Source organism: Domibacillus tundrae (assembly GCF_000970675.1).
Taxonomy (GTDB): domain Bacteria; phylum Bacillota; class Bacilli; order Bacillales; family Domibacillaceae; genus Domibacillus; species Domibacillus tundrae.
This window is the reverse complement of record NZ_LAJA01000014.1, coordinates 245,473-269,757: the sequence shown is the minus strand read 5'-3', so window position 1 is coordinate 269,757 and position 24,285 is coordinate 245,473. Positions and strand designations below refer to the sequence as shown.

General features: G+C 39.4%; 23 protein-coding genes and 2 pseudogenes. 5 read left to right on the top strand and 20 right to left on the bottom strand.

The window, feature by feature from the left end:
* Nucleotides 1-138 precede the first annotated feature (138 nt).
* The 7 genes and pseudogenes from VQ00_RS13170 to VQ00_RS13140 form a co-directional block, all read right to left on the bottom strand.
* Entirely contained in the window at nucleotides 139-789 is a 651-nt protein-coding gene (locus VQ00_RS13170; protein WP_046180582.1) for a uridine kinase family protein, read from the bottom strand.
* A 570-nt stretch (nucleotides 790-1,359) separates the two neighbouring features.
* On the bottom strand, nucleotides 1,360-2,133 hold the full coding sequence (locus VQ00_RS13165; protein WP_046180581.1) for an SDR family oxidoreductase: 774 nt from the start codon (nucleotides 2,131-2,133) through the stop codon (nucleotides 1,360-1,362).
* A gap of 793 nt (nucleotides 2,134-2,926) precedes the next feature.
* Nucleotides 2,927-3,209, bottom strand: a pseudogene (gene thyA / locus VQ00_RS18185) (thymidylate synthase); the annotation flags it as partial.
* A 212-nt stretch (nucleotides 3,210-3,421) separates the two neighbouring features.
* Nucleotides 3,422-4,531: an SAVED domain-containing protein gene (locus tag VQ00_RS13155; RefSeq protein WP_046180580.1), complete on the bottom strand. Its 1,110-nt coding sequence runs from the start codon at nucleotides 4,529-4,531 to the stop codon at nucleotides 3,422-3,424.
* Nucleotides 4,532-4,535: 4 nt separating this feature from the next.
* Nucleotides 4,536-5,006 carry a Mov34/MPN/PAD-1 family protein gene (locus tag VQ00_RS13150; RefSeq protein ID WP_046180579.1) on the bottom strand — a complete coding sequence of 157 codons (471 nt, stop codon included), beginning with the start codon at nucleotides 5,004-5,006 and terminating at the stop codon, nucleotides 4,536-4,538.
* Between the two features lie 4 nt (nucleotides 5,007-5,010).
* Entirely contained in the window at nucleotides 5,011-6,816 is a 1,806-nt protein-coding gene (locus tag VQ00_RS13145; protein ID WP_046180578.1) for an E2/UBC family protein, read from the bottom strand.
* A gap of 9 nt (nucleotides 6,817-6,825) precedes the next feature.
* Complete coding sequence (locus VQ00_RS13140) at nucleotides 6,826-7,878, bottom strand: nucleotidyltransferase domain-containing protein (RefSeq protein ID WP_046180577.1); 1,053 nt, start codon at nucleotides 7,876-7,878, stop codon at nucleotides 6,826-6,828.
* 301 nt (nucleotides 7,879-8,179) lie between these two features.
* Here VQ00_RS13140 and VQ00_RS13135 point away from each other — a divergent pair, with 301 nt between their 5' ends.
* The 3 genes from VQ00_RS13135 to VQ00_RS13120 all read left to right on the top strand — a co-directional run bounded on the left by VQ00_RS13135 (nucleotide 8,180) and on the right by VQ00_RS13120 (nucleotide 10,350).
* A complete protein-coding gene (locus VQ00_RS13135; protein ID WP_046180576.1) occupies nucleotides 8,180-8,383 on the top strand; it encodes a hypothetical protein in 204 nt (67 codons plus the stop codon).
* Between the two features lie 102 nt (nucleotides 8,384-8,485).
* Nucleotides 8,486-9,166 carry a hypothetical protein gene (locus VQ00_RS13130; RefSeq protein ID WP_156154066.1) on the top strand — a complete coding sequence of 227 codons (681 nt, stop codon included), beginning with the start codon at nucleotides 8,486-8,488 and terminating at the stop codon, nucleotides 9,164-9,166.
* A gap of 980 nt (nucleotides 9,167-10,146) precedes the next feature.
* A complete protein-coding gene (locus VQ00_RS13120) occupies nucleotides 10,147-10,350 on the top strand; it encodes a hypothetical protein (RefSeq protein WP_046180573.1) in 204 nt (67 codons plus the stop codon).
* Nucleotides 10,351-10,394: 44 nt separating this feature from the next.
* Here the strand turns inward: VQ00_RS13120 and VQ00_RS13115 are convergent, their stop codons facing one another.
* The 3 genes and pseudogenes from VQ00_RS13115 to VQ00_RS13100 all read right to left on the bottom strand — a co-directional run bounded on the left by VQ00_RS13115 (nucleotide 10,395) and on the right by VQ00_RS13100 (nucleotide 12,942).
* Nucleotides 10,395-10,691, bottom strand: a complete 297-nt coding sequence (locus VQ00_RS13115) for a hypothetical protein (RefSeq protein ID WP_046180572.1) — start codon at nucleotides 10,689-10,691, stop codon at nucleotides 10,395-10,397.
* Nucleotides 10,692-10,941: 250 nt separating this feature from the next.
* On the bottom strand, nucleotides 10,942-11,283 hold the full coding sequence (locus tag VQ00_RS13110) for a hypothetical protein (RefSeq protein ID WP_046180571.1): 342 nt from the start codon (nucleotides 11,281-11,283) through the stop codon (nucleotides 10,942-10,944).
* Nucleotides 11,284-11,719: 436 nt separating this feature from the next.
* Nucleotides 11,720-12,942 (bottom strand): annotated as a pseudogene (locus tag VQ00_RS13100) (IS110 family RNA-guided transposase).
* 541 nt (nucleotides 12,943-13,483) lie between these two features.
* Between VQ00_RS13100 and VQ00_RS13095 the strand changes: the two are divergent.
* Nucleotides 13,484-15,034 carry an amidase family protein gene (locus tag VQ00_RS13095; RefSeq protein WP_281175932.1) on the top strand — a complete coding sequence of 517 codons (1,551 nt, stop codon included), beginning with the start codon at nucleotides 13,484-13,486 and terminating at the stop codon, nucleotides 15,032-15,034.
* Nucleotides 15,035-15,246: 212 nt separating this feature from the next.
* Here the strand turns inward: VQ00_RS13095 and VQ00_RS13090 are convergent, their stop codons facing one another.
* The 9 genes from VQ00_RS13090 to VQ00_RS13055 all read right to left on the bottom strand — a co-directional run bounded on the left by VQ00_RS13090 (nucleotide 15,247) and on the right by VQ00_RS13055 (nucleotide 23,074).
* Nucleotides 15,247-16,182: a hypothetical protein gene (locus VQ00_RS13090; protein ID WP_046180569.1), complete on the bottom strand. Its 936-nt coding sequence runs from the start codon at nucleotides 16,180-16,182 to the stop codon at nucleotides 15,247-15,249.
* Nucleotide 16,183: 1 nt separating this feature from the next.
* Complete coding sequence (locus VQ00_RS13085; RefSeq protein WP_046180568.1) at nucleotides 16,184-17,950, bottom strand: hypothetical protein; 1,767 nt, start codon at nucleotides 17,948-17,950, stop codon at nucleotides 16,184-16,186.
* A gap of 127 nt (nucleotides 17,951-18,077) precedes the next feature.
* A complete protein-coding gene (locus VQ00_RS13080; protein ID WP_425388384.1) occupies nucleotides 18,078-19,058 on the bottom strand; it encodes a thymidylate synthase in 981 nt (326 codons plus the stop codon).
* A gap of 266 nt (nucleotides 19,059-19,324) precedes the next feature.
* Nucleotides 19,325-20,092, bottom strand: coding sequence for a class I SAM-dependent methyltransferase (locus tag VQ00_RS13075; protein WP_046180566.1), 768 nt, complete (start codon nucleotides 20,090-20,092; stop codon nucleotides 19,325-19,327).
* On the bottom strand, nucleotides 20,089-20,520 hold the full coding sequence (locus VQ00_RS13070) for a BrxA/BrxB family bacilliredoxin (protein ID WP_046180565.1): 432 nt from the start codon (nucleotides 20,518-20,520) through the stop codon (nucleotides 20,089-20,091). The genes VQ00_RS13075 and VQ00_RS13070 overlap by 4 nt, the downstream gene beginning before the upstream one ends.
* Before the next feature lie 15 nt (nucleotides 20,521-20,535).
* Entirely contained in the window at nucleotides 20,536-21,657 is a 1,122-nt protein-coding gene (locus VQ00_RS13065) for a conserved virulence factor C family protein (RefSeq protein WP_046180564.1), read from the bottom strand.
* 55 nt (nucleotides 21,658-21,712) lie between these two features.
* Complete coding sequence (gene mntR / locus VQ00_RS13060) at nucleotides 21,713-22,132, bottom strand: transcriptional regulator MntR (RefSeq protein WP_046180563.1); 420 nt, start codon at nucleotides 22,130-22,132, stop codon at nucleotides 21,713-21,715.
* Between the two features lie 86 nt (nucleotides 22,133-22,218).
* Nucleotides 22,219-22,416, bottom strand: a complete 198-nt coding sequence (locus VQ00_RS18180; RefSeq protein WP_375143376.1) for a zinc-finger domain-containing protein — start codon at nucleotides 22,414-22,416, stop codon at nucleotides 22,219-22,221.
* A gap of 1 nt (nucleotide 22,417) precedes the next feature.
* Nucleotides 22,418-23,074, bottom strand: coding sequence for a reverse transcriptase-like protein (locus tag VQ00_RS13055; RefSeq protein WP_046180562.1), 657 nt, complete (start codon nucleotides 23,072-23,074; stop codon nucleotides 22,418-22,420).
* 51 nt (nucleotides 23,075-23,125) lie between these two features.
* Between VQ00_RS13055 and VQ00_RS13050 the strand changes: the two genes are divergently transcribed.
* A complete protein-coding gene (locus VQ00_RS13050) occupies nucleotides 23,126-23,512 on the top strand; it encodes a ribonuclease HI family protein (protein WP_046180561.1) in 387 nt (128 codons plus the stop codon).
* On the opposite strand, the gene VQ00_RS13045 is transcribed toward VQ00_RS13050, so the two are convergent.
* The gene (locus VQ00_RS13045) at nucleotides 23,509-24,246 is read right to left on the bottom strand and encodes a GGDEF domain-containing protein (protein ID WP_052728545.1); all 738 of its coding nucleotides are present in this window, start codon (nucleotides 24,244-24,246) and stop codon (nucleotides 23,509-23,511) included. The genes VQ00_RS13050 and VQ00_RS13045 overlap by 4 nt on opposite strands.
* Nucleotides 24,247-24,285: the final 39 nt, after the last annotated feature.

Genomic DNA, 24,285 nt, shown 5'->3' with positions numbered 1-24,285 from the left:
AACAGGAATGCTGCCCCTTTTATTCAATAAGAAAAGGAGGTGCCGCAGCTACCTCCTTTGGTAAGTTAAAGCCCCCGTTACTTTAAGTACAATACTTCACAAAACCACAATTAGTTGAACAAGAAAATGTGATTACCATTAAAGACATAGCCATCTGTCACTCTCGTACACTACATTAACTTCATAAATAGAAATGTCACCATTCTGTCCAGTACCATCAATGATGAGGTCTACGTGTTCCCATGGTCTTTGAACCTCAATATATTTTTCTTCATCAGGACGATAGACATTTTCCCAGAAATACCTATTGCCAGTTCCAACTTGCTCCCTTTGGACAACTCTTTCAAGGCTAGTTTGCTTTGGACTATCTATCCAAATTCGAACATCATAAAGAGGTAGCAACTCTTTTCGAATTGAATAGCATCCTTCAATAATTACGATTCCACCTGTCGGCACATCGTGCCATTCAGCCATTTGGTCTGTGTCCCAATCGTATCGCTGATACCGTCCGAATTTGTTATGAGATAAAGGAGTAAGAACCTGTTCACATACCCGTTTCCAGTCAAATTTCCCACCGATAACTTCTGAATTAATGGCTTTTTGTTCTTCAGAAGGACGATAAAAGTCATCCATATGCACAATGACCATTCTATTATCCAACTCCCTCAGTTTATCCGCTATTGTGCTTTTGCCAGAGGCACTTGCACCATCAATACCAATGATAAGGGTATTTCGGTTCTTTTGTATTCGGTCGAATTTAGTTCGGAACTGCCTTAATGATATAATCATATTAGAACCGACCTCACTCATTTTATTGTACTAACATAAGAGAACACTATAATAAATTTTCGACTTTGTTCTTCAACAAACCTGCTCGTTAGTTGAGGAAGAACAAAGACCGACTGGAACAGTAGCCGGTTCTTAAACTCTTGCCCCCGTTAGCCATCCATGCCTCACTTCGTAACACCACAGATGATGAAATATTTATTATTCTTTCATGGGAGTTAAACAAGAAAATCTATATTATCCTTAGATGAGCCTTCTTTTAAGTAAGCCTTTTACTCAACAGTATCAGTCAATTGCTGTCTAAGCCAAGATTAGTGCAGCTGACCCTTATGGACGAACTGTTGAGTAATAACCATCTTTTTTTAGGCTGTGGTAAACGATGATGTTGATACTTCATCAAAAGAAAAAGGACCATTTTTGGTCCTTTGTTTGGTATTTCTTGAACTAACGCACCTGTTAGCCATTCATGAAGCAAAAGCACTTCACCACAGATGATGTAAGGAAACCCGTTCTGACACGGGCGTTTAAGAAAACAATAAAAATCTCTAAAAACTAAAGCACTTTTTGTTTAATTTATCTTCTAAAACCACCCTCGGAATGAATGATTTGGCCAGTAATCCAATCAGCTTCATTACTCACCAGAAACTTAATCGTTTTTGCAACATCTCTTGGTTCACCTATCCTGCCGAAAGGAAACAACGGTTTTAGGTCACTCTTTATTGTTTCTGTCATCCATCCTGTATCAGTTGGTCCTGGATTTACTGCATTGACTGTTATCCCCAAGGGGGCAAGTTCCGCCGACAATGTAATTGTTAGGGCATCGACTGCCCCTTTTGTAGTTGCATACGCTAATTCACCAGGCATTGGTCCTTGAAATTGACCTGAAGTAAGATTGACAATTCTTCCTCCAGATTTCTTGTCAAATTTTCGAGCAAATTGAATACTTAAAAGTGTTGTTGCACGAATATTAATCATATAATGCTTGTCTAATTCTTCTGCAGCTAGGTTAGAATAGTCGGTATTAGTTGAGAATGCTGCATTATTAATTAGGATATCTGGATAACCAAGTTGCTCAATTACTTCATTTAACAGTTGTTGAGGTGCATCAGGATTAGATAAGTCTAGTTCCATGCAGGAAGCCTTGACACCTTTTTGTATTAATTCTTCTTTTAATTTCATTGGCTCGTCTAATTCAATACTCCAAGGCATTTCTTTATCATAATCAGTCCAATAAGTAAAAAATATATGATACCCTGTTTCGGCTAACTCTCTACAAATAGCCGCCCCGATACCTTTAACACGACTTGCTCCAGTAATAATAGCAATTTTTTCTTTTAAATGATTCATTAAAATACCCCTTCATATGAAGGACATATTGATAAGGTCAACGGGAGATATAGTTATTCTCAAATAAAAAGGCAGATACACAAACAGCATCCAACCTTTATCAAAAAAGGAGTTGAGTCCGAATCATAGAGTCCTTGTTAGATTGTAGATAGTCAAATACCCCTCTTAAATAAAGAGCGAGATACTAATATATCCAATTACAAATCATTACAAGTTCTTCCACATCTCAAATCTTATCCCCTTTCTAGCTATCTCCTATGCTTAACCCTAACAAATAAAGGTAAATTTTACAAGTGGTAACTCTAGATTTCATTTCTCCGTTTTTCTTATTAAGCTAACCTCTCCCCATTGGTTTAACAAGAAAATTAAAATGTTTTTGAGCCTTTCTTTTAAGTCAGTTATCGAAAAGCCTTTTGTGTAACAGTTTCGGTCAACTGCCTAAATTACTGCATTCTGAGAAAAATCAACCCCAGCGTTTAACAAAGCCATTTTTCAATAAAAAATTAGTGAAATCACAGAGAAATGATTTGCAAATACAACAAAGCTGAAGGAAACCTTAGCATCTTGGTTTTCCTTTGTTTTGTCCAATTATCAATATTAAAAATTAACACAGCCGAAAATTAAATAAAAAATGATGAAAATAGGTAATGTCTACAAATCCCTAATTTTTCTTTTCATTTAACCTCCTTAAATTGATTGTATTTACCAAATAATTAACTTCGGATGTATTTTATGTATCTATCTTCAAACACAAAAAAGGCAGAACATAGAGCATGTTCTGCCTTCTCAGTCATCACACCGCAATTGGAGCTTTAATAGCTGGATGCGGGTTTGTATCCTTCAATTTTCAGGTCTTCTAATTCAATATCAAATAATGACTTCTTCTCTGGATTAATCGTAAGAGTCGGTAATTCCCTCGGTTCGCGCGATAACTGCTCTTTTACTTGCTCAAGATGGTTAGAGTAAATATGGGCATCCCCAATGCTGTGAACAAATTCCCCTGGCTCTAAACCACATTCGTGTGCAATTAGATGGGTTAATAGCGCATAGGAAGCGACATTGAACGGACATCCAACCAGGTTTTCGATAGCAAATCTGTTGCCATGTACGCATCTAAACAACTCATTTAGGGATTCATCAATTTACATTTGTTTATTCCGGATATTTAATTACTTGAAAAAGTCTGGCTCTTTCTTCCAAAGAGTTGATATAAAAAATGTTAGACGTAATATTTCTAACGTTAAACAAGTTTACTTTTCGGGTTCTTTTAAAACAAATTTTTACGCCGTTAAATTTTTATTGTTTTTATATATTTTTGTTTTCCCCTATCGCCATATTGATATAAATAAATTTCTGGAAGCATACTTTCATTTATGGACCGACCAATTTCAACCGCAAGACCTGCAGGCCCGAAGTAGAATAAATGTATTTCATTGTATCGATTATGGTTGTTTAGCCAGTATAGCTTTTCACGGAAGAGTTTTCTAATTTCCTCTATATCTTCTTTATATAATACTGAATTTAATTTCGGGTTATCTATGCTGATATCTAATAAATCGTAATTTGATGAACCAATGGCTTGTTTTACATCTTCTTCCCTAATTACTCCACTTACCTGAATTGTAACAACTAAAGTTTCATTCAATTTTCCTGCCGGCAATGTAGCCTTAGGAATATGGCGTTTTCCAAGCGGGTTTTTATCTTCTAAACACCATTGTTGAGTATCTCTGTCAAATTGATATACTACGACTCCAATAGTATCTGATATTAATTTTCCTAAATGTATTAACAATGGAATAGGGGATAAAGAAAAAATACAAAGCTTAGTACCAGGGTATTGCCCTTTGGTTTTTAGAATTTTTTTAAAGAATTCTTCATTGTCACGCTTTGCTTGCTCCCATCCCTCTAGAGAAAAGTCCGTCATTTCATCTTGAAGAGAAACCGCATCTAATAAAGCAATATCAATTTCATCCGCAAGAAGAATAGAATCAACCGGAATACTGTTTTTTCTTTTGTGCAAAACTGCTATGGCCTGGTTATTTTGAGCGAGACGCTTTGCCACCCATTCTTCATGTCTTTTTTTCATTTCGAACAAATCATCCGGCGGATAGGCTTTGACATTCGTGTCAATCGTATGGTGACAGGCGCTGCACATGAGCATAAGATTTTCAATTGAATCTATATTTTCCTCATTAATACCGTATTCTTCTGCATATTCCCTTCTAGGTGCGTTTTTGCCTGTTCCTTTTCCAATAATATGGGCTCTTTCTCCAATACTGACTTTTTTCTCAATATCATTTAATATTAATGGCTTTTTACATTTTGCACACAACCCGCCACTTTTAACCCACAAGTCTCTGTCATCTGCTGTAGATAATTTAAATGCATCTCGGCTCATATCATCAACACCTTGTCAGTTTTTTTATTTTTAAACTAGCTTTGTTTCCAACCCATACACCAATAGATTTTGTTCCAATAATAAGAAAGAACAACTCTTCTGCATCATAAACAGTATTTTCAAGAACCTTCTCCCACTCTTTTAAATCATGGCTTGATGGAGTAGGGTGAGGCTCTGGATGAGTGTGCCACTCACCTAGATAGTTGCAGGTTCCCCGGCTTTCTTCCCATATAGAGTAAACGACTTTTTGGTGGTCCTCTCTATTTCTTTTAAAATAACATCGTTTTCGAATGTCCCTTTCCATTGGAACAGTAACTTTGTCAATTACTATATCAGAGGATTCGAGAATAAAACGTCCTAATAAAGTGCCTCCCGCTTCTGCATCGCCTTTTTCTAGTTGACGGTACTCATTAAAAACTGAAAGGACAGCATCACTTAATTTAATTATTCCCTGTGAGGCCAACTTGTATTTCATCTTTTCACCCGCTTCCACAAACAGGACAGTTTTCAACTTGATATTTATATCTGCTTTCATATAGCTGCTCAGTTGTAAATGAATATCTTGTACTTACTGCTTTTCCATAAGCCAATACATCATCTGCTTCCCCTTTCCAAGAAAGAAGCGGATTTCCGATTTCTTTTCCCTGAAGTGATTTAACTGCCAGACGACTTGCTAAGACGGCAGTTTGTAAAGCATCAAGCGACCCGTAAGGAGTAAACACAGAATCACATCCAGCTATTGTTTTTATAAACACTTCATTCGGAGCCGCAAAAGAAGCCCTATTAGGGATTAGAATGCTATTGTCTTGAATGTGTGTAAATAAACATCGAAAGCACCCTTTTTTGCTTTTATTGTTAGTAAGCAACGCATGGCCACCTAAACCCATTGGGTCTATCCAAGTATAAAGAACCGGCGGAGAATCTTTTCTGCCGTAAAACTCCTTGTTTAGTGCCAATTCAACTGTAGACGAACCTAAAGCGGAAATAATAATATCCGAATTTAAAATGTTCTGTTTTTCTTCTTCTGAAAGTTCTAACACATCAGTCATTTCGTAATCAATATCTAAAGACGGGAATTGTTCCAATAACTTTCTTTTCATTGCTTCTGTTTTTGACATTTTAAAGTACTTATCGTTTGAGCGGACATATAAACTGTTCCCCCCTAATTCGTGACGATAAATATTATCTATATCTATAACATCGTTATCCACAAATAAAAAGGAAGTGACCCCAGCTCTTGCTAACTCCATCGCAATTCTACTTCCCAAGGAACCCAGCCCCAACAGTACAGCTTTTTTCCCCATTAACTGATTTTGGCCTTGAGTTCTATTTAAAAGATATTCTTGGTTGTGCCGTTTTACCGATAATGGAATCATTGAGAAAGAACATTGAATTTTCTTAAGTGGATGGCTAAAAGGATAAGGCGTTTTAAGGTGTTTTTTTCGTTTGAAATTTTCAAGAAGAACACCAAAAAATACACGTTCTCCCTCTCGTATAGGTATAGAGAAGAAAAGGAAGAGTTTATCCTGATTCTTTATTTTCATTTTAGCCAAATGAGATTGAAGTTGTTTTTTCGTAGAGCTGGTAATATTACGGGATACAATTTCCCTTAATTGCTTCATTGACCAAAAACTCCAGTAAGTCGGTGGTTTTACCTTTGAATTTTTTCTGAATGGAATATGTATGCCTTTATACAGAGAAAATTCCTTTTCTACATTCCTTTTATAAAATACATTCAAATGCCTGCTTGTCTTTTCATCCTGTTTATTAACAATGATAGTTTTATTAGATGACTCATCCAATAACACACGTACTTCCTCAAAAGTATCACCAGGAGAAAATAAGCAGTCAACTTCTCTCTTATTTTCTTGTCTGGACCAAAGAACCTCGAACTCATTTAAAAATTCGTCATCATTTTCTTGGTTTAATCCATCTTTTAACGTTTTATCCGCCCGTTTAAATGCTTCTTTTACAATACCAGAGGGGTTGCTTTCGTCCAATAATAACCCCTCATCATGAGAATAACAAATAAACCCATCTTTTTCTAAGTGTGGCAAAAAGCCTAAACTTTTAGGGTCTTTTAAAAATAGCATCGGTTTTTCAGTTGGAAAGCGCTCCGGTAATGCTACTTGAATGATAACTTCTTTTCCTTCAACATCATGAACCCCTTCAAACACAGCTTGAAAGGGTCCTCTGTTGCTTGAATGAATAGAAGATATTTGCTTTAACGAAGACAACAACCCTTCAAGTCCAAAGTAGTTTTCTTTATCTTGTTGTTTTAGCATGCATTCACCTCAAGCTGATGATGTGTCTGAAAGGATAGGGGCCCCTTTTCGTTCTGCCGTTGCTGACTCTTCTGGAACGGGAAAATCATCCCCAAATTCTTTTTTCATAATTTTTGCGGCCTCTACGGGGTCTGTTTCTTCTTGTGCCTCCCGAATTTTATCCAGAAAATTTTGTAGTTTTTCTTTAAAACTGCTCATTTGTCCAGCGCTCATTTTTTCATATATATCATTGTATGTTGGAGTAGGAAGTTCCACTCGAAGTCTTTCTTCTGAAACAGCAGTTTCACTATTCCAAACATATCTAAACCCATATATCATATTTTGAACAAATTTTTCCAAGGCATCTAAATCGTTATAATACCTTGTGTCAGAGCCAGAGAAATAATCTTGTGTATAGACGGACTCAAAATAAGTCAATCCTGCCACTGTTAAACCGATACCAGACGGTCGATTAACCTGTCCTTTAAATTTAATGTCTTTCCAACGCTTCAAATAACGAATAATGCGCCTAAACTGTTCTCTATCTTTAGCATCGGAACTATGATTCTTAATTTTATTTACCAATTCTTTTGGGTCTGCTTCATCCCAGCAACGTTCCTCTGAAGTACTGTGCAATTTTCCTTTTGCATGATGGATAGTGTCATTACTGTCTTTTCCATCAATATAAACTGCAAAATCAACATGGTAATTTCTATCGCCTTCATTTTCAGATTCAAACTTAACCGTTACACAGGGCTTTTTCATTTCTACATTATTGTATTTTTCACAAAGAGCATTATAGACCCATTTTTTTACCGTTACAGGGTTTGGATAATCCTCTTTGTTCACATGAAAAATGATGCCAACATCAATATCATAGTCTCCCCCATCTAAAGACTTGATACCCGTGTACATGGCATAACTTCCTTGATGGAATCTACTGTATGAACCAGCGTCATCCGATATATGTTCCTTTAAGATATCCATTAGCTCGTCACGTTTTTCCCTCAATTCTTTATTGTCATCATAATCGAGCCTAATTGCATCATGAAAACTAATAAATTCGGATTGTAAATTCGCCATAAAATACCCCTTTTCTTTACTAAATGCGAAATTAAAACAATTCTAAACAAAACAAACATTCGGTTATCGACAAATTTATTATACAATTCAGAAACCTTATTATCAAATCTTAGATTTCAATATATTTCATTTAACAGTTCAATGGCTTCCTCCACTCTAAGAGATAAAGAGGAGCCTTAGGCTTCTCTTTTATTTATTGTTAAATTGTTTTAATTAAAGGCGTTATAATAAAGAAATAATAACTTTGCTTCTCCCTTTGTCTGTAGCTGAATCAAAATAATGCGAGTGGGGGGTATGTAAAATGGGTGACCTAGCCGAGAACCGAAAGATGCTTAAGAAATTTCAAGATGAATATTTCTCAATAGTGGTACAAGATGCGATAAGAGAAGAAAGACAAAATGTAATAAGAAGACTGGTGAAAATGAATGTACCGGAAAAGACCATACGCGAAGTTTTTCCCGAAATCACAGAGGCAGAATATCAAAGCATAACCAAAGATATTTAAGGGCAGCATCCCACCGTAACCCAAGGGTCGTCAGGCTCTTACACAGGACTGTCTACAACCTGTTTGCCGCCCCATCCAATCGCTAAAACAAATGTGGAGGTATTGAAAATGGGTGACCTAGCTGAGAACCGAAGACTTCTTAGGGAGCTTCATGAAGAGCGTGATAAAGAACTGCAAGAAGAAGTGTTTGAATCCATCCTTTTTGCTATCGACCTCACCAGAGAAGGAAAAACAGCATCGGAAATCAGCCGAAAGACAGGCTTAAAGGGTGCGCATGTATCAAAAATTATGGACGCGTTCTTTTCTATTTCAGAAAACGCTATGGCAGAGCAGTTTAGCAGAGGAATAGCTATCCTCGATGAAGAAGCACGAAGAAAACGAGCAGAAAAATTGTACGCCGGGATATATTTCCATTATATAAATGAAAGCGGCATGGAACTTTTTGATTCGATGAGAAAAGGAATAAATGGCCGTGTCTTTGAGGTTTTTCCGCTTTATAGAAATGGGAAAACTGTCCAGGAGATAATGGAAGAGACACGTTTCGAGAAATCGCTCGTTCAAGAAATTGTCCAAGAAATCCAAGAGGCGCCGGAAGAAGAAGTCTCTACGCAAGGCATAGCGACTCGACTTATACTAAAAGCAGCAAAGCAATTCACCCGCACGAGGCACCAGGACATAATTCGAAGACTGCGCGAGATAAATTATGAGCCAGAAAAAGACATACGATACTTTTTCCGCTTTTATACAGATGAAGAATATCAAGAACTAACCAAAGAGCTTTAAAAACAACATCCCGGTCAAACGCCGGGATGTTGTTAAAGTGTTTCCGATATTCAACGTTACAAATGTAATTTTAAGATTCAATGTTACAAATGTAATGTTGAATATCAGAAACTAAAAAAATAAGCCACCTCCACGCCCGCAAAAGCAAAAAAAGGTGGCCGTTCTCGTTCGAAAAAATGATATGTGCGATGAACCAAACCCTGAAAGCCTGGTTACTTCGAAGGCAACGATATTCCCGTATCGTTGTCTTTCTTAGTATATCGAGTACACATTTGATATTGCAAATGAAACGTTGAAAACCAGCATCCCGGCGTAACGCCGGGACCGTCCTGCCGTAACGTCAGGACTTGCCAAAATCCGCAGTTAGGATGACCGAGTTGAACGGCCGCCGAAGTATGCGGTCTTCTGGCCTTTCGATTTTAGGCGGAAAACCGTAATCCTCAAGGTATTCAAGATAATAATCCACGTCATTGTATACCTCTTCATACCATTCAACCTGGCTCTCGTACTTTACGCAGTCTATACAACTCCCACATTTCGCGCACTTCCTGTCATGCCCCATGTACTTACACTGTTTTTTCGGGAGAAATCCGATGACAATTCGCGCATTCCATATGGGTACTCTCGTCATAGTAAACACGCTTGCCTTCTAGAAAAGTGAAAGGCATTTTCTTACCTCCTTAGGCAGATTTGAAAATGAATTTTTATGTATCCAAGTTGACATAACACCCAGAGTCACCAGTCGTTCGCTCTCTTGAACGCCTGTCCTTATCGTCTTTTCAGCGCTTTTCAGCCAAAGCGGATATGCAGGATTTTATGCAGCCTTGATTTTCCGGCCTTTCCTGCCCCGGAAACGGCTGGAATCATGCATAAAATCCTGCATAAAAAAGGGCTATTCGAGACGCATTATTGGTATTTACACGCCCTGCAGAAGATGAAATAATGAAGAAATAGCAAGACATCACCTGAGAGGACTACAGATGAAACAATCTATGAAAAAAAGAATTAAGACTTTTGTGGTTTGGTTCGCCACTTTTTCCATCACACTTTACCTATATGATTTCTTCATTGCCCATCAGGGCTATCGACTTGAAGAGTTTGGGCTTGCCATAGGAGTAGCTTTTATCCTTGCTTTTACTAACCTCGCAACTCCAACGTACAAAAAGAATACAAAAAAGTCCTGACAGGCTCATTTAATCCTCTCTTTTTTTCGGAAAAGGGAGGGTTTTTAGCCCTTCTTGGGTTCGTCTGTCACCAGCTTTTTCAAAGGAGCAAAACCCTCATTATGCCTGGCTATCGGCAGCCTACTATTTTGGCCTTCTTTTTCCTCCAGTAGTGCTTTTAAAATCTCTTTTGATTCCTCCGGCAGTCCGTTCACAAACTGCTCCAGCCCGAGGTTGTATAGGCAGAGGTTCAGCATGTCCTGAGCACCGTCCAGCTTCCCGCTAAACAGTTCTATTTTTTCAGGCATCGTTTCGAGGTCATTATACGTAAGTTTCTTGCCGTCTCTTTGCGGTGTCAGCATACTAGTTTCTCCTTTTGATTTCCCCCAGGCTTGTTGGTTTTGTTTACAAGCTCTAAAGCTTGCCTTATAGCGTTTTCATTTTCTCGTTTTAATTATTGTATGCTAGCTTCAAGAAGCTCACTGGCCGTCCTGTAATTTTCGATTACCTCTTTCTTCATTCGTCCCAGCTCCTTTAGGTTGAACAGAATCCCGGCGTCACGATGGGGCAAAGAAGACGGATGTAGAAATATGCCGTCTTCTTTTAAAACAATCAAATCCGGTCTTTGAAGTGTTGTTTTAAAAATTGTTCAATGGTGTTTTCTTCTACGCTTTCGCGGAAAGCGACGAGCATAATCACAAGTCTTTCTTCCTGCTGGCCCTTCATGAGTAGTACATCAGCTAACACTTTCACATGTTGTTTTTCTTTTTCAATGTCTCTCTGTTCTAGCGTAGCAATGGCTGTGCTGTAGTCTAAATAATCGGCTGCATTCATCATGAATAGATGAATTTCGCTGGGCGCATACTGATTGTCCATAATGCTTTGGAGGCGATAGTTCATAAATTCTTCTGCTGCGAATTTTGCTGTTGCAAGAAGGTTAATGGCTTTCTTCATCTAAAAACCGCCTTTGCAATGCTTGCTGTTAAATTTACTTCTCTTCAATATTGATGTCGAGGTCTTTAAAATAATTGAGAAATCGTCGCTTTTGCCCCTCTTGAAACGCTTTCACTTCTGTATAGTGTTCCCAACAGAAATGGATTACAAAGCCTGTTCTCCGCCAATCATGCAAAGGGTATAAATTTCCTCTTTGAGTGAAGCAGTAATGACAAAATCTCTCGTCATCTGCATTCAAAACATCCCCTCCTTCCTTAAATCTATTTTACAAGAACAAACGTTCCTAAAGCAAGGAGGAAGTGAAAAAAATCTATTTATAACATTTTTGGAAAAAGCTACCCTGAAAATATACTTCTAAAAAAGGCAACACAAAATTAAGGGATCCCATTTCATTTTTTTAAAATCCCTCATGGCCGTTTATTAAAGTTTTTTAGGATTAAGCCATTTTTGTTGTTAAGGTAACTTCGTAACCTAAACTTGCTAAGTGTTTAATTGCTTTTTTCTTCTTTACTTCAATTGATTTCTGCTCGTAATGACTTGAACCGAACTCCTTATAAAGTTCATCTTTGGTTAAAAGGTGGTAAGCAATGACTAAAATTTGATGGGCAATGGCTACTCTTGCCTTTTTAGTTCCACGTCTTCTTTTTAATCGATAGTATTTTGCAGCTAAATAGCTATCTTTTTTGCGTATGGCACTGGCAGCTGCTTCAACCAGTGAACTTCTTAGATATTTATTGCCATCCCTTGTGCGGGCCGGTTTTTTTTACCGGCACTCTCGTTTTGACCGGGTGCCATGCCAGCCCAGGAAGCCAAATGGGCTGCACTTTGAAATCTTGTCATGTCAAGACCAACTTCAGCTATTATTTGTTGGGCAGTCTGTATTCCGATCCCGGGAATTGAATCTAAAAGTTCAAGTTCCCTATTTGCTGACTGTAATCGGTCTCCAATCTCTTGATCCAATTCCTTTATCTGGTTCTCGAGGTACTCGATATGATTAAGCTGGCTCTTAAGCATAAATCGTTGATGGCTGCCGATTAAACCGTTTAAAGAACGCCGGAGCAGCTCCATCTTCTTTCGTAATTGTTTTTTTGCGAGTTGGGCAAGCATTTCTGGATTCGCTTCGCCGTCAATAAGCTGACGAATCATCAACCTTCCTGAAACACCCAAAATATCTGTCGCAACGGAACCGAGTTTAATGTTCGCTCCTTCCAGAACCTTTTGGATCCGATTGGACTCACGGGCTCGTTCATCAATGAGGCTCCTGCGATAACGAACAAGTTCCCGCAATTCCCGCTGTTCTCGGCTCGGGATATAGCTGGGCTTTAACAAACCATGTTTTAGAAGGTCCGCAATCCATTCGGCATCCTTAACATCCGTTTTACGGCCAGGCACCTGCTTAATGTGCTGGGCATTTACAACATAGGTTTTAAGAGACGGTTCAAGTTCTAAGAGGTTATAAATCGGCTTCCAGTAAACACCCGTACTTTCCATCGCTACATGAGTACAGCCATAAGATTGAATCCAGTCTACAAGCAGAAGAAGATCATCTGTCATCGTACCGAAGGTACGAACTTCTTTTTTCTTAGGAGTTAGAACACAAGCAGTAATTGAATTCTTGTGGACATCCATGCCACAAACAAACTCACTCATGACCTCCATAAAATCACCTGCTTATTTAAGATGGGCAGTGATTATTAAACGGAAGCTTATCGTGTAATCTACCCTTCGTGCTTCTCAAAAGAGAGCGACAAAACATGGTACACTTGCTTACCGGGGTCCGTCTCTGTTACGAGTTCATAGACATCAAGCCTAATCGACCTCTAGTAACAATCACTGCCATTATTCTTTAGCCAAGATTGCTTTTTTTCATGCGCCATGGTGCGAATTTTTATTAGCATGGATGTCTCTGTTAAAAAACGATGACCATCAAACCGATACACCACGTTTTTTTAATTCTGCTTTTATCAAAGGTAATTGCTCCTTTGCTGATTGATTATTCAACATAGCTTATTTATTGCATAGAATTCTAATTCTATGTAACAATTCTATTTCTGTTTTAGAATTCTTTTTTTAAAAACATGTTAAAAAATCTTACATAAATTAGATAAAATCATAATTAAGCATATAAACTAATAAATGTAATTAAAATACACGGCAAAGATTATTAGTTTAATCTGTCAAACCATTAAGGAGACGGTAAATGAAAACGAAAATGAGTAAAGTAACGAAGGTTTTGTCTACAACCGCTTTGATTTCTACTTTAACATTGTCCCTATCTTCGTTTGATGCTAGTGCAAAAGCTCCTAAAGGATTTGAATTGGAAGAGGCAACAATTCAAGAAATGCAAAAAGCTATGCAATCTGGAAAATTAACTTCTGAAGAACTGACAGAAATGTATCTTGATAGAATTGAAAAATACAACAAAAAAGGAACCGCAATTAATGCAGTGCTAGAGGTAAACCCTGAAGCGCTAGAAATCGCAGAAGAACTTGATGAGGAAAGGAAAGGCAAAGTAGGACCTCTTTATGGCATTCCTGTTTTAGTGAAAGATAATATCGACACGGCAGATAAAATGCATACAAGTGCTGGTTCTATTGCGCTTAAAGACAACTACGCAGAAGAAGACTCATTTGTTGCTAAAAAACTCCGTGAAGCAGGAGCTATCATTGTAGGAAAAGCCAATATGACCGAATGGGCGAACTATATGACAACAGGTATGCCTGGTGGTTATAGTTCAAGAGGTGGACAAGTCTTAAATCCGTATGGTCCTGGGATACATGGAACAGGAGGCTCCAGTGCGGGTACTGGTTCAGGAATTGCAGCAAACTTTGCTGCTGTAGGAATTGGGACAGAAACATCTGGCTCTATCCTCAGTCCGGCTGTTAATAACTCACTAGTCGGAATCAAACCTACAGTTGGCTTAATAAGCCGTAGTGGGATTATTCCTATTTCTCACAGCCAAGATATAGCTGGACCCATGACGCGCACTGTAACAGATAGTGCTATTTTATTGGGTGCACTTACAGGTGTGGATGAAAAAGACCCAGTGACAAAAGAAAGTAAAGGGAAAGCCTATAAAGACTATACAAAATTTTTAGATAAAAAAGGATTAAAAGGGGCAAAAATAGGAATTGACAAAAATTACTTAGCCTCTGTACCTAAAGAAGAATTAGAGATTATAAACCAAGAGATTAAAGAAATGAAGAAGCAAGGCGCTATTATTATTGACACAGTTGAAATCCCATCAAGAGTTGAACTATCCAAGTTTAGTTCTATTGTTATGTCACATGATTTTAAAGGCGACCTTAATGCTTATCTAGGAAATCTTTCAGATGATGTTCCTGTTCATTCTCTTTCGGAACTTATCGAATTCAATAAAGCGAATGAAAGTACAGCTTTAAAATATGGACAAACAAGATTAGAAGAAGCAGAGGCGAGAACTGGGGATTTAAATGACCCTACATATTTAGAACATCGAGCAAAAGATTTAAGACTTTCTCGGACAGAGGGAATTGACGCCGTGATGAAAACACATGACCTTGATGCCCTACTGTTTGCCAATACTACTGGAGCGGGTATTGCAGCCAAAGCGGGATATCCATCTGTTACAGTCCCTGCTGGTTATACTGCTGCCAATAAACCAGTTGGGGTAACATTCACTGGGATGGCATACTCTGAACCAGAATTAATAAAATTAGCATATAGCTATGAACAGGCTACTGAAAATCGCAAAGCACCAATTCTAAAATAATAGTAGAAAACAGTCTGTAGTTCCACCACAGTCTATAGTGATTGTAAGCTTCAAAAAACTAACGAAACAAAACATGCCCAGGTTCTTCGGGATGTTTTTGTTTCGTCCCTTTGCTATATCAATAAAAAGGTTTCCTAGCCTAAATATAATTATCAATATTCTTTTTGAGTATCCTTTTCTCAGCACTATTGTTCAACATAGGCAAGAAACCCTTAATTTTCTATATTGGGTAAGTTCCTAAAATAATTTGTGTCATTTACAGGAAATAACCAAGCTTTAACCCGGGCCGTACAATCAAAATAGTCACCCTGATTTGTAAAATTAATATTAGTACTCTTTATTAAGCCATACCTAGTGATATTTTCATCTCTTACTTTTATTAGAAAACTATCTTGAAAAGGTCCAATATCGCTGCTTTTAAAAGCAATGTGAGTTAAATTATTCAAATCAACTTTCCTGTATTTATCAAAACTTTCAACATTATATTCGCGGAGAGAATCTATATGGGCATCAAATATAAGCTGTTTAAAATAGTTCATCATATTAATCGTTACTTCATGCTGCTCTAATAACTTCTCTTCTCCCTCACTTTTCGCTATTTGCTTAATTAATTTCTTATTTTCCTTGTCAAAAGGTATATCGTTTCTCTTTTTTTCATATTCATTTAAAAAAGGCTTTTGCTGATTGATATTTAAAAAACACCATTCAATAAAACCTGTTCTTTGTATTTGAACCTGTAAATCTTGTAAACCTCTTTTAAGCTTAGCAATTGGGTTTTTTGATGTTCCAAAATATTTAATTATGTCACTTTTCAACAATTGAAGTAGCGTGTACTCTAGTTCTTCCCCTAACTTCTTACTAACATCTAATAACTCTTTCATATGTTCATTACTTGTGATTTCTTTTACAATTTTCTTAAAATAAGGATTGTCTTTATTGTGTTCAAGAAGGTCGTATGCGATTAAAATACTGAAAAAGTGTTTGCCAAAACCAACATGTTTATAACTATTTAGCAAATCAAAAAATTGTTTATAGGCCTCTTCACTCAATTCATTCTTTAGAATTGTAATAAGGTCTAACTGTCTTTTTCCATCATCTGTCTTCTTTATTAACTTTCCTACTTTATACGCATTTTCCGGCACATTCACTTTACTTTCCAGCCCTTTCCTTTAGTTTATAATACAGCATATTCCCTATAATTGTATTGGCACGTTCAATTAATTCCAATTCTAAATCTGGCAGCGACCGACCATGTACAAGCTCGTTTCTTTGATTCCTGATTTGTTCTATACAAGTTAATTCACTCGATAAAATTGGAATATTGAGCCTTTTAACTAAAAATCTTAATTTATCCATTAGGCTAGGACTTGACAGAGCATAAGAAATGGATTGGTTGACTTTCTGTTTCTTTGCAACCAAATCTTCCTCCGAATATATAGTTTCAAAATAAGCCATGGCTCCCTTTACAAATTTTCTTCTTAGCGGTCTGCCTAAGTACTCTTCCGGCTTCTCATCTTCAAGTAAAAATTCGAATGCTATACTTGTGAAGATTAACTTATCTTCTAGATTATTTGCATCCCAACTCTTCCTCAAAAACCTCAGTACGATAAATAAAGTTTTTACATTATTCTCAGACTCTTCTTCCATATCCATCATTAGCAGATTTTCATACCATTCCAACTTTTCTAGTAAATCCTCGATTTCAATATTAATAAAAAGTTTTTCTGGCGTCTTCAAAACGTCTAAGCTTGTATAAATATATTCATTCGACAAAATGTCCTGTACAAAAATCTCATTCTTTATTCGTACTTTGGGAGTGTAGCCTTCTCGCTCCCACGAATCATTTTCCACTCCATTTCCATAATAAAGTGCATCGTGCCTTGTAAGGTGGTATATTGCATCAATTGCTTTTCCTATTTGGTTCCTTGCTGAGTTAACTGCATTCCAAAAGCTGTTTCCCTCGACCACTACTTTTGCAAAAAAACTATAATTAAACGTAGTAGTAAAAAGGTCTTCAAAAGTAACATTATCCGTTATTAAATCCGATTTAGTAATAAAGTCAACATTTCCTATTCCAAAATTTTCATTAATATTAAGATTAATTATTGGAATTATGCATAAAAAGGCTCTTTTGTGCGATTTATAGTTTTCAAATCTAACATTCATTGAAGCTGCTGACACAACAAAATCAATTACTTCTTCTGGGGTCCGCATATTGGTCCTTAAAGAAGGATTAATAATATTTCTTAATTCTAAAAACGAATTGGTAATTTCGTAGTCATAATAGTTTTCTTTTGTATACTTGCTGAAGATACCAGTAGCAATAAGAGTGGTTTCTGTAACATTAATCAAATTTATTTTAAATTCTTTAAAGAGTCTTATCTGATATCTTATATGGTCATCTATTTCACCTAATTTCAAATAGCCATAATTACCGTCATTTTGATGCACAAGCACCAATTCTTCTGGTAATAACTTCACTTCTTCCTCAAATTCAATTTCTAACATATGTCCACTATTTGTTTGGGAATTCAATGAAGTAATAAAATAAACTCCACCAATATTTAGTAGGTGTTCACCTTTTAATTCTAAAATATCTTCTTTATTAGCAAAAAAATTGTTTATAGATACCGATAATTTATCCTTGACTTCATTATTAATTCCATGAATCACTAATTTAAACAAATCAAAAAGTCGGTTAATATCTTCGAGTAGAATTGGATTAATACCATCATTTTCAAGTGAAAATTCCATAACAAGTAAATCATCATTGTAATTTGATTTGATAATAACAAATTTTTTTGTTATTCCATCTTTTATATCTAACAACTCGGTTAAGATTGTACCCGATTTAAAACTATCCAAATTATCTATTTCAATGCTTACGTTTTTATAAATCAAGCTTTCCTTTTCCATTTAAGCACCCCATATTGACTCTATTAACCGCAAAATTTACCTTTTAATTACACCTTATGCAATTATATCATTTTAATATGCAAAAAAAGACAGAACATGTGTCATGTTCTGTCTTTTCCTTTATCACTCATACCGCAATAGGAGCCTTAATAGATGGATGCGGATTATACCCCTCAATTGTCAGGTCTTCTAATTCAATATCGAATAAAGACTTCTTCTCCGAATTAATCTTAAGAGTCGGCAATTCCCTCGGTTCACGCGTCAACTGCTCTTTTACTTGCTCAAGATGGTTAGAGTAAATATGGGCATCCCCAATGCTGTGAACAAATTCCCCTGGCTCTAAACCGCATTCGTGTGCAATTAGATGGGTTAATAGCGCATAGGAAGCGACATTGAACGGACAGCCAATTAGCGAATCGAGGCTTCTTTGCGTTAACTGGCAGCTTAGCTTTCCATTTGCCACAAAGAACTGAAACATCACATGACATGGAGGCAAAGCCGCTTTGCTTCCTTTTTGCCCCGCATTCACTACATCTTCCGGGTTCCAGGCATTTACAATCAAACGGCGGGAATCTGGGTTGGTTTTTATCTGGTCAATCACATCTTGTAATTGGTCAATTTTTTCGCCATCAGATGCTGTCCAATTGCGCCACTGTTTCCCGTATACATTTCCGAGTTCACCATATTTTCGGGCAAATTCATCGTCCTTTAAAACCCGCTCACAAAATAGTTGCATTTCAGCCTGATAGGCCTTGTTAAATTCTTCATCTACAAGGGAGCGACGGCCAAAATCAGTCATATCAGGGCCACCATACTCCCCTGATTCTATCCATCTCTTAAACGCCCATTCATCCCAAATGTGGTTATTATGCTGGAGCAAATAACGAATATTCGTATCCCCTTTAATAAACCACAGCAATTCGCTTGCAACTAAGCTGAATGGTACTCTTTTTGTTGTTAATAATGGAAACCCTTTGGACAAGTCAAAACGCATTTGGTAACCAAATACACTTAACGTACCTGTACCTGTCCGGTCTTCCTTTTTCACGCCATTATCTAAAATATGCTGCAGTAAATCCAAATAAGCTCTTTCAGGATGCTTTTCCACCCTCATATCACCTCGCCGTAATTTAACTATTCTATTATATCTTAAATCCAAAAATTATTGGGTGTTATTCATTGTTTATATAAGTGGAATAAATGATTTTACATCCTGCTTTTCAGAAAAAGCGTATGAGAACAGCGCTTAGCCCAGGCAATGAAATAACGGCATTCGCGGGGCTGCGCGTTCCATGGGGCAGGCGCTGCGCTCAACTTTACCGCTCTGCGCTCCGTCGATCTTATCTGCCCGCTCGTCCAGGTTACTGAAAAAGTTCATTTCTCTATCACACCAAAATGAAATTTGGACGTTTTACGGATATGCTGGGTAAATCCAAATTTCTCAAATCGCTCAGAGCGAAAATGATCTTTCAGCACGATCCGTTTCTTTGCAATCCGTTTTGCCTCGATCACCGCGTCCATCGTCAAATCGACATATGAGGCAAACGACCGGAGCGGCGCGATGCCGCTTGAGTCCACCGCTTCTTCAAACATCGGATCAAAATACACAACGTCAAACGACGCGTCCGGCACGTTTTTTAAATACGTGTGATAATCGGCTGCAGCGACATCAATCTTTTGCATCGCTTGGAGTAACGGTACCGGCCCGTCCGTCCACGATGTCAGGCCTTCCCGGACAATGTGGGCGATAAACGGATTTGCTTCCACTGAATGAACACGGCCGGATTCCCCAACCGCTGCGGAGGCTGTAATGCTGTCAGCTGCCGGACCCATCGTGCAGTCTAAAAATGACATACCCGGCTCAAGGCCGCATGTGCTCACCAGTTCATCCTGCCCGCCGCTTAAGAGCCGCTTCACGCGGAACATCGCGGAACCCGGATGAAAAAAGAATGGGTTTCCTTCGCCGCTATGCAGCTCGAGACGTTCTTTTGAGACAAGCAGCACCGCACACTCGTAAAAAGCAGCCAGCTTGTTCACCGGCTGCTTGTTTCGTTCTACATATAAAACCCCAAAGGTGTCCGCAAGTGCCGCCGCTTTTTGCTTGACGGCAACTCCTGCGCGCTGGGATGTTGTAACAATCACTGGCAGTTCACGTCAAAAGCCGCCGTTAAATTCGCAATGATTGTGCCGAGGTCATGGCCTTCAATTTCGTGGCGGTGCACAAAATGAACCACTTTATTGCCTTTTAGGAGCGCCATTGATGGAGACGACGGTTCAAATTCCGGCATCCATGCGCGCATTGCAGCTGTCGCTTCACGGTCCTGGCCGGCAAAAACCGTCACGAGGCGATCCGGTGCGTGCTCGTTCATTGACGCCTGCACAGCTGCCGGGCGGGCAAGGCCTGCCGCACAGCCGCAAACGGAATTAATCACGATAAGCGACGTTCCTTCTGCGGACTCCATAAACGCATTGACTTCCTCTTCCGTTGTTAACTCCTGAAAACCGGCATTCGTTAATTCAGCGCGCATCGGCACAACCATTTGCTTCATGTATTCTTCATATGCATTCATTTTTTCTTCCCCCTTTTATTGTTTGCGGGCTTCGGTCATTTGTTTCCAAACCGAGCCTTTTGCTTCTTCGCCACCTTCAATTCGCTCAATGGCCATCAGTACCTGCATTTTCACTTCAAATTCCGGATCATCGGCTGCTTCGCGTAACGCTGGCAGCGCACGTTCGTCTCCTGCTTCATACAAGAACATAGCCGCGCGCCAGCGGACGATTTTACTTTTATCCTGCAGCGCCTTCGTCATCGCATCCGCTGCTTCTGGAAACCCGAGATCGCTCATGCAATCGCCCGCTGTCCGGCGGACCGTTACAGCCGGATCATCGAGTGCTTTATACAAAACCGTCAAAATGCGTTCATCTTCAATCATGCCCGCATAAACAACCGCAAGACGGCGAATGGCGGCTTTTTCATCGTTTAGCGCCGCTTCCAAAAGAGGCATATCGCTTATAGACGGATCGGGCATTTGTTCAAGCTGCTGATATCGTTTGCGCCAGTCAGGCTCCGCAAGCCATACGTCTCTGTCCGGCTTCACACCGTGCTCTTTATGCTGGACGAGCGGCCCGCCTGCTTTCGCTGCTTCTACAAGCCGTTCGACGCGCTCTTTCGGATACGCCGCCATCACTTCCTCTAACAACTCCGGCGCGATTGCATCAAGTTCTCCGTATCGAATCCCAAATTCCTGCCATTTGCGTTCCAAAATATAATTGTCGCCATCTTTTGTCAGCTCCGCAAAGGCTTCCTGGCAATAATCCGGCAGCGCCACCCGTTTTTCCTCGTCTGCAGAAACAAGCTTTAACTGTAGTGGGACGCCTTTATACACTTGAATGGACGTTTCGACTTCCCCAAAGTGCTCAAGCGGTTTCGCTTCTTTTTCCTCTGCATCAGTTTCGCCAAACGCGGCGCGGACATTCGGTAAAATGTCCTGCCAGTCGTAGCGCCCGTTTCGTTCAAGCGCGATAAAGTCTGCGACATGATAGACGCCTTTTACCCCATCAATTTTCAAGATCGCCTGAATGATCGCGGGCGCTCCTTCTGCTGTTTCCGGCTTATAGTTCGTGCTTTTGCCTGCCGCGAGCTCTTCATCTAAAATGACTTTCATCGTATTCGGGCTTGGTGTCGGTTCGATTTTTAAAATCTTCATGTGTGACTCCTCCTCCATTTTGGAAAAAAACCCGCCCGAGACGGGACGGATTCATTCATTCTTTGTTTCGCTCATTTACTTTTTTCAGCGCGTCAACACGTGCCGGATCTTCTTCAAAATATTCAATCAAGTCCGCGATCCGGTTAATGGAATCGGAACTTAAATGATGTTCAATTCCTTCTACATCTTCGTAAATATGTGATTCCTCCACTCCGATCACCGACAGAAACCGCTCAAGCAAATCGTGCCGCTCCACAAGACGCTGGCCGATCTTTTGCCCTTTTGCCGTTAACACGAGCCCGCGATATCGCTCATAGACGAGGTACTCGTCTTTATCGAGCTTCTGGACCATTTTCGTCACGCTTGAGGGATGGACCGAAAGCGCACCCGCAATATCCGATACACGTGCGTATCCTTTCGTATCAATCAGCAAATAAATCTGTTCTATGTAATCCTCCATACTCGGTGTCGGCATAAGGATATTCCTCCTGACATTCTCATCATTAAAAGTGTACTATAACTGCTCTTTGCAAACAAGGAAAAAGCCGGGCGGCGGCCGGCTTAAGAAAACTTATCTCCGTACTTTTTTAATTTTTCCCCGACGGTACATTCGGTAATGCAAAATTTATGGGCAGCAATTTTGCCTTTTTCTTTACGCAACGTGCTTTTGACGAGGCAGTCTTTGCAGTACGTATTCAATAGATTTTCCACTTCGAGCAAAAATTGAGTTCGGCTCAAAACGTGGCACCTACCTTTCACTTTAAGTCCCGATCTCAGTATGGCTTGAGATCGCTGTGCCAAGAAGTGCTTGCCGCGCAAGCTGGTCAGCTTCTTTATTGTGCCTTCTATCAACGGGTTTGTAAAGTGGCTTAATTCGCATAGCAGCGAATTTTTCTTCGATCCGTGCAAGAAATCGGGCATGGCTTTCTTCATAACATGGCCAGTCGCCACCGAGCTGATTTAATACGGTTAGGGAGTCCCCCGTAATGGTGACAGGCTGACCTTTGACACCAAGTTCTTCAAGTTTTTGCATAGCAAAATAAAGCGCCGCATACTCTGATTCGTTGTTGGACTCAAGGCCGTCAAAATGGGCATTTTCACGCAACCGGTACCGCTTGCCGCCTTTTGAATAATAAATTGCGGTTCCGACGCCAGCCCGATTTGACTCCACATCAAACCCGCCATCAAATAAGACAGTAATTTTTTCTGGTTCTTCGTCCAGCTGTTCGTTTAGTTTTTTAAATTCTTTCAGCGTCCATTCCTGACCAAGCTCATCGATTACGGCGATTTCTTTTACGCGACCCGTTTTCAGCAAGTCATCCGCTGTTTTCAACACGAGCTGCCGGTCTGTCGGATCTGACGTGAACGCTGTCTTCACGCCTTTAAAGTCATAAATAAAACGGATTGTCATTTGCATTTCGCTGCCTCCATTCTTTAAAATAAGAAAGAAAAGATCGGGGGAATCGATATGTTTGAAGTATATACAGACGGGGCGTCTACCGGCGACCCAGGACGAGCAGGAGCGGGCATTGTGATTCGCCGGGACGGCAAAATAGAGCGCTTTTCCATCCCGCTTGGCGAAATGGATACGCACGAAGCCGAATTTACAGCTGTCATTAAAGCGCTGGAGCTATGTAAAGAACGGGGCGCCCAGACGATTTCACTGAGAAGCGATTCACAAACAGTCGTTGCTGCAATTGAAAAAGAATATATTCACAAGCCGGTCTATAAGCCGCTTCTTCAAACGATTTTAACGCTGGCGGACGAGTTTCCACTTTTTTTTGTGAAATGGATTCCCTCGAAGCAAAACAAGGCCGATCAGGAAGCGAAAAACGCGATCCGGGCTAATCGCTAAGAGACAACCAGCCGATTGCGCCCGGAACGTTTTGCTTCATATAATGCCCGGTCCGCTTTATCGATAAACGCCTCACTTGTCTCTCCTTCATGAATAGCGATGCCCGCGCTGATTGTAACCGGCACCGCTTTTTCTTTGTAGATAACATGTAACTGTTCAACCTCTCGAATGATCCGGTCGAACATGACAATCCCATCTTTCATTGTGATGTCTTGGCTGATGAGAGCAAATTCTTCTCCGCCGAGACGCACGACTGCATCGGTCGTATGGATGTTTCGGCGAATGGCTTCTCCCGTTTCTTTTAACACAAGATCCCCGCATACATGGCCATATGTGTCGTTTACTTTTTTAAAATGATCCAAATCAAGCAGGATGAGTAAAATTGTGCTTTGTTTTTGTGCAGACTGCTTAAGGGACTCTGTCATATGTTCTTCAAAAAATCGCCGATTATGTAACCCGGTTAACGGATCTATATACGTCAGTTTTTTTAATTCGCCGAGCACTTCCTCATAGCGCACACGGAAAAATGCGGCTGTATAAAAAATAGCGGCATTCATAAGCGAGCCGCTGATCAAATAAATGGATTCCTCCGTGGACCAGTGGCCGATCGTCAATTCAATGCCGTATTTAATGGCAGAAAAAAGCAAACCAAGAGAAATGGCCGCTCTCCATGTTGGGTATGTATGAATAAGCATCAGGCATGGAATGATAAGCAGCACCCAAATAAGAGGCACATGCCGTCCTTGAATAAACTATAAATCAAGTGCGATTGT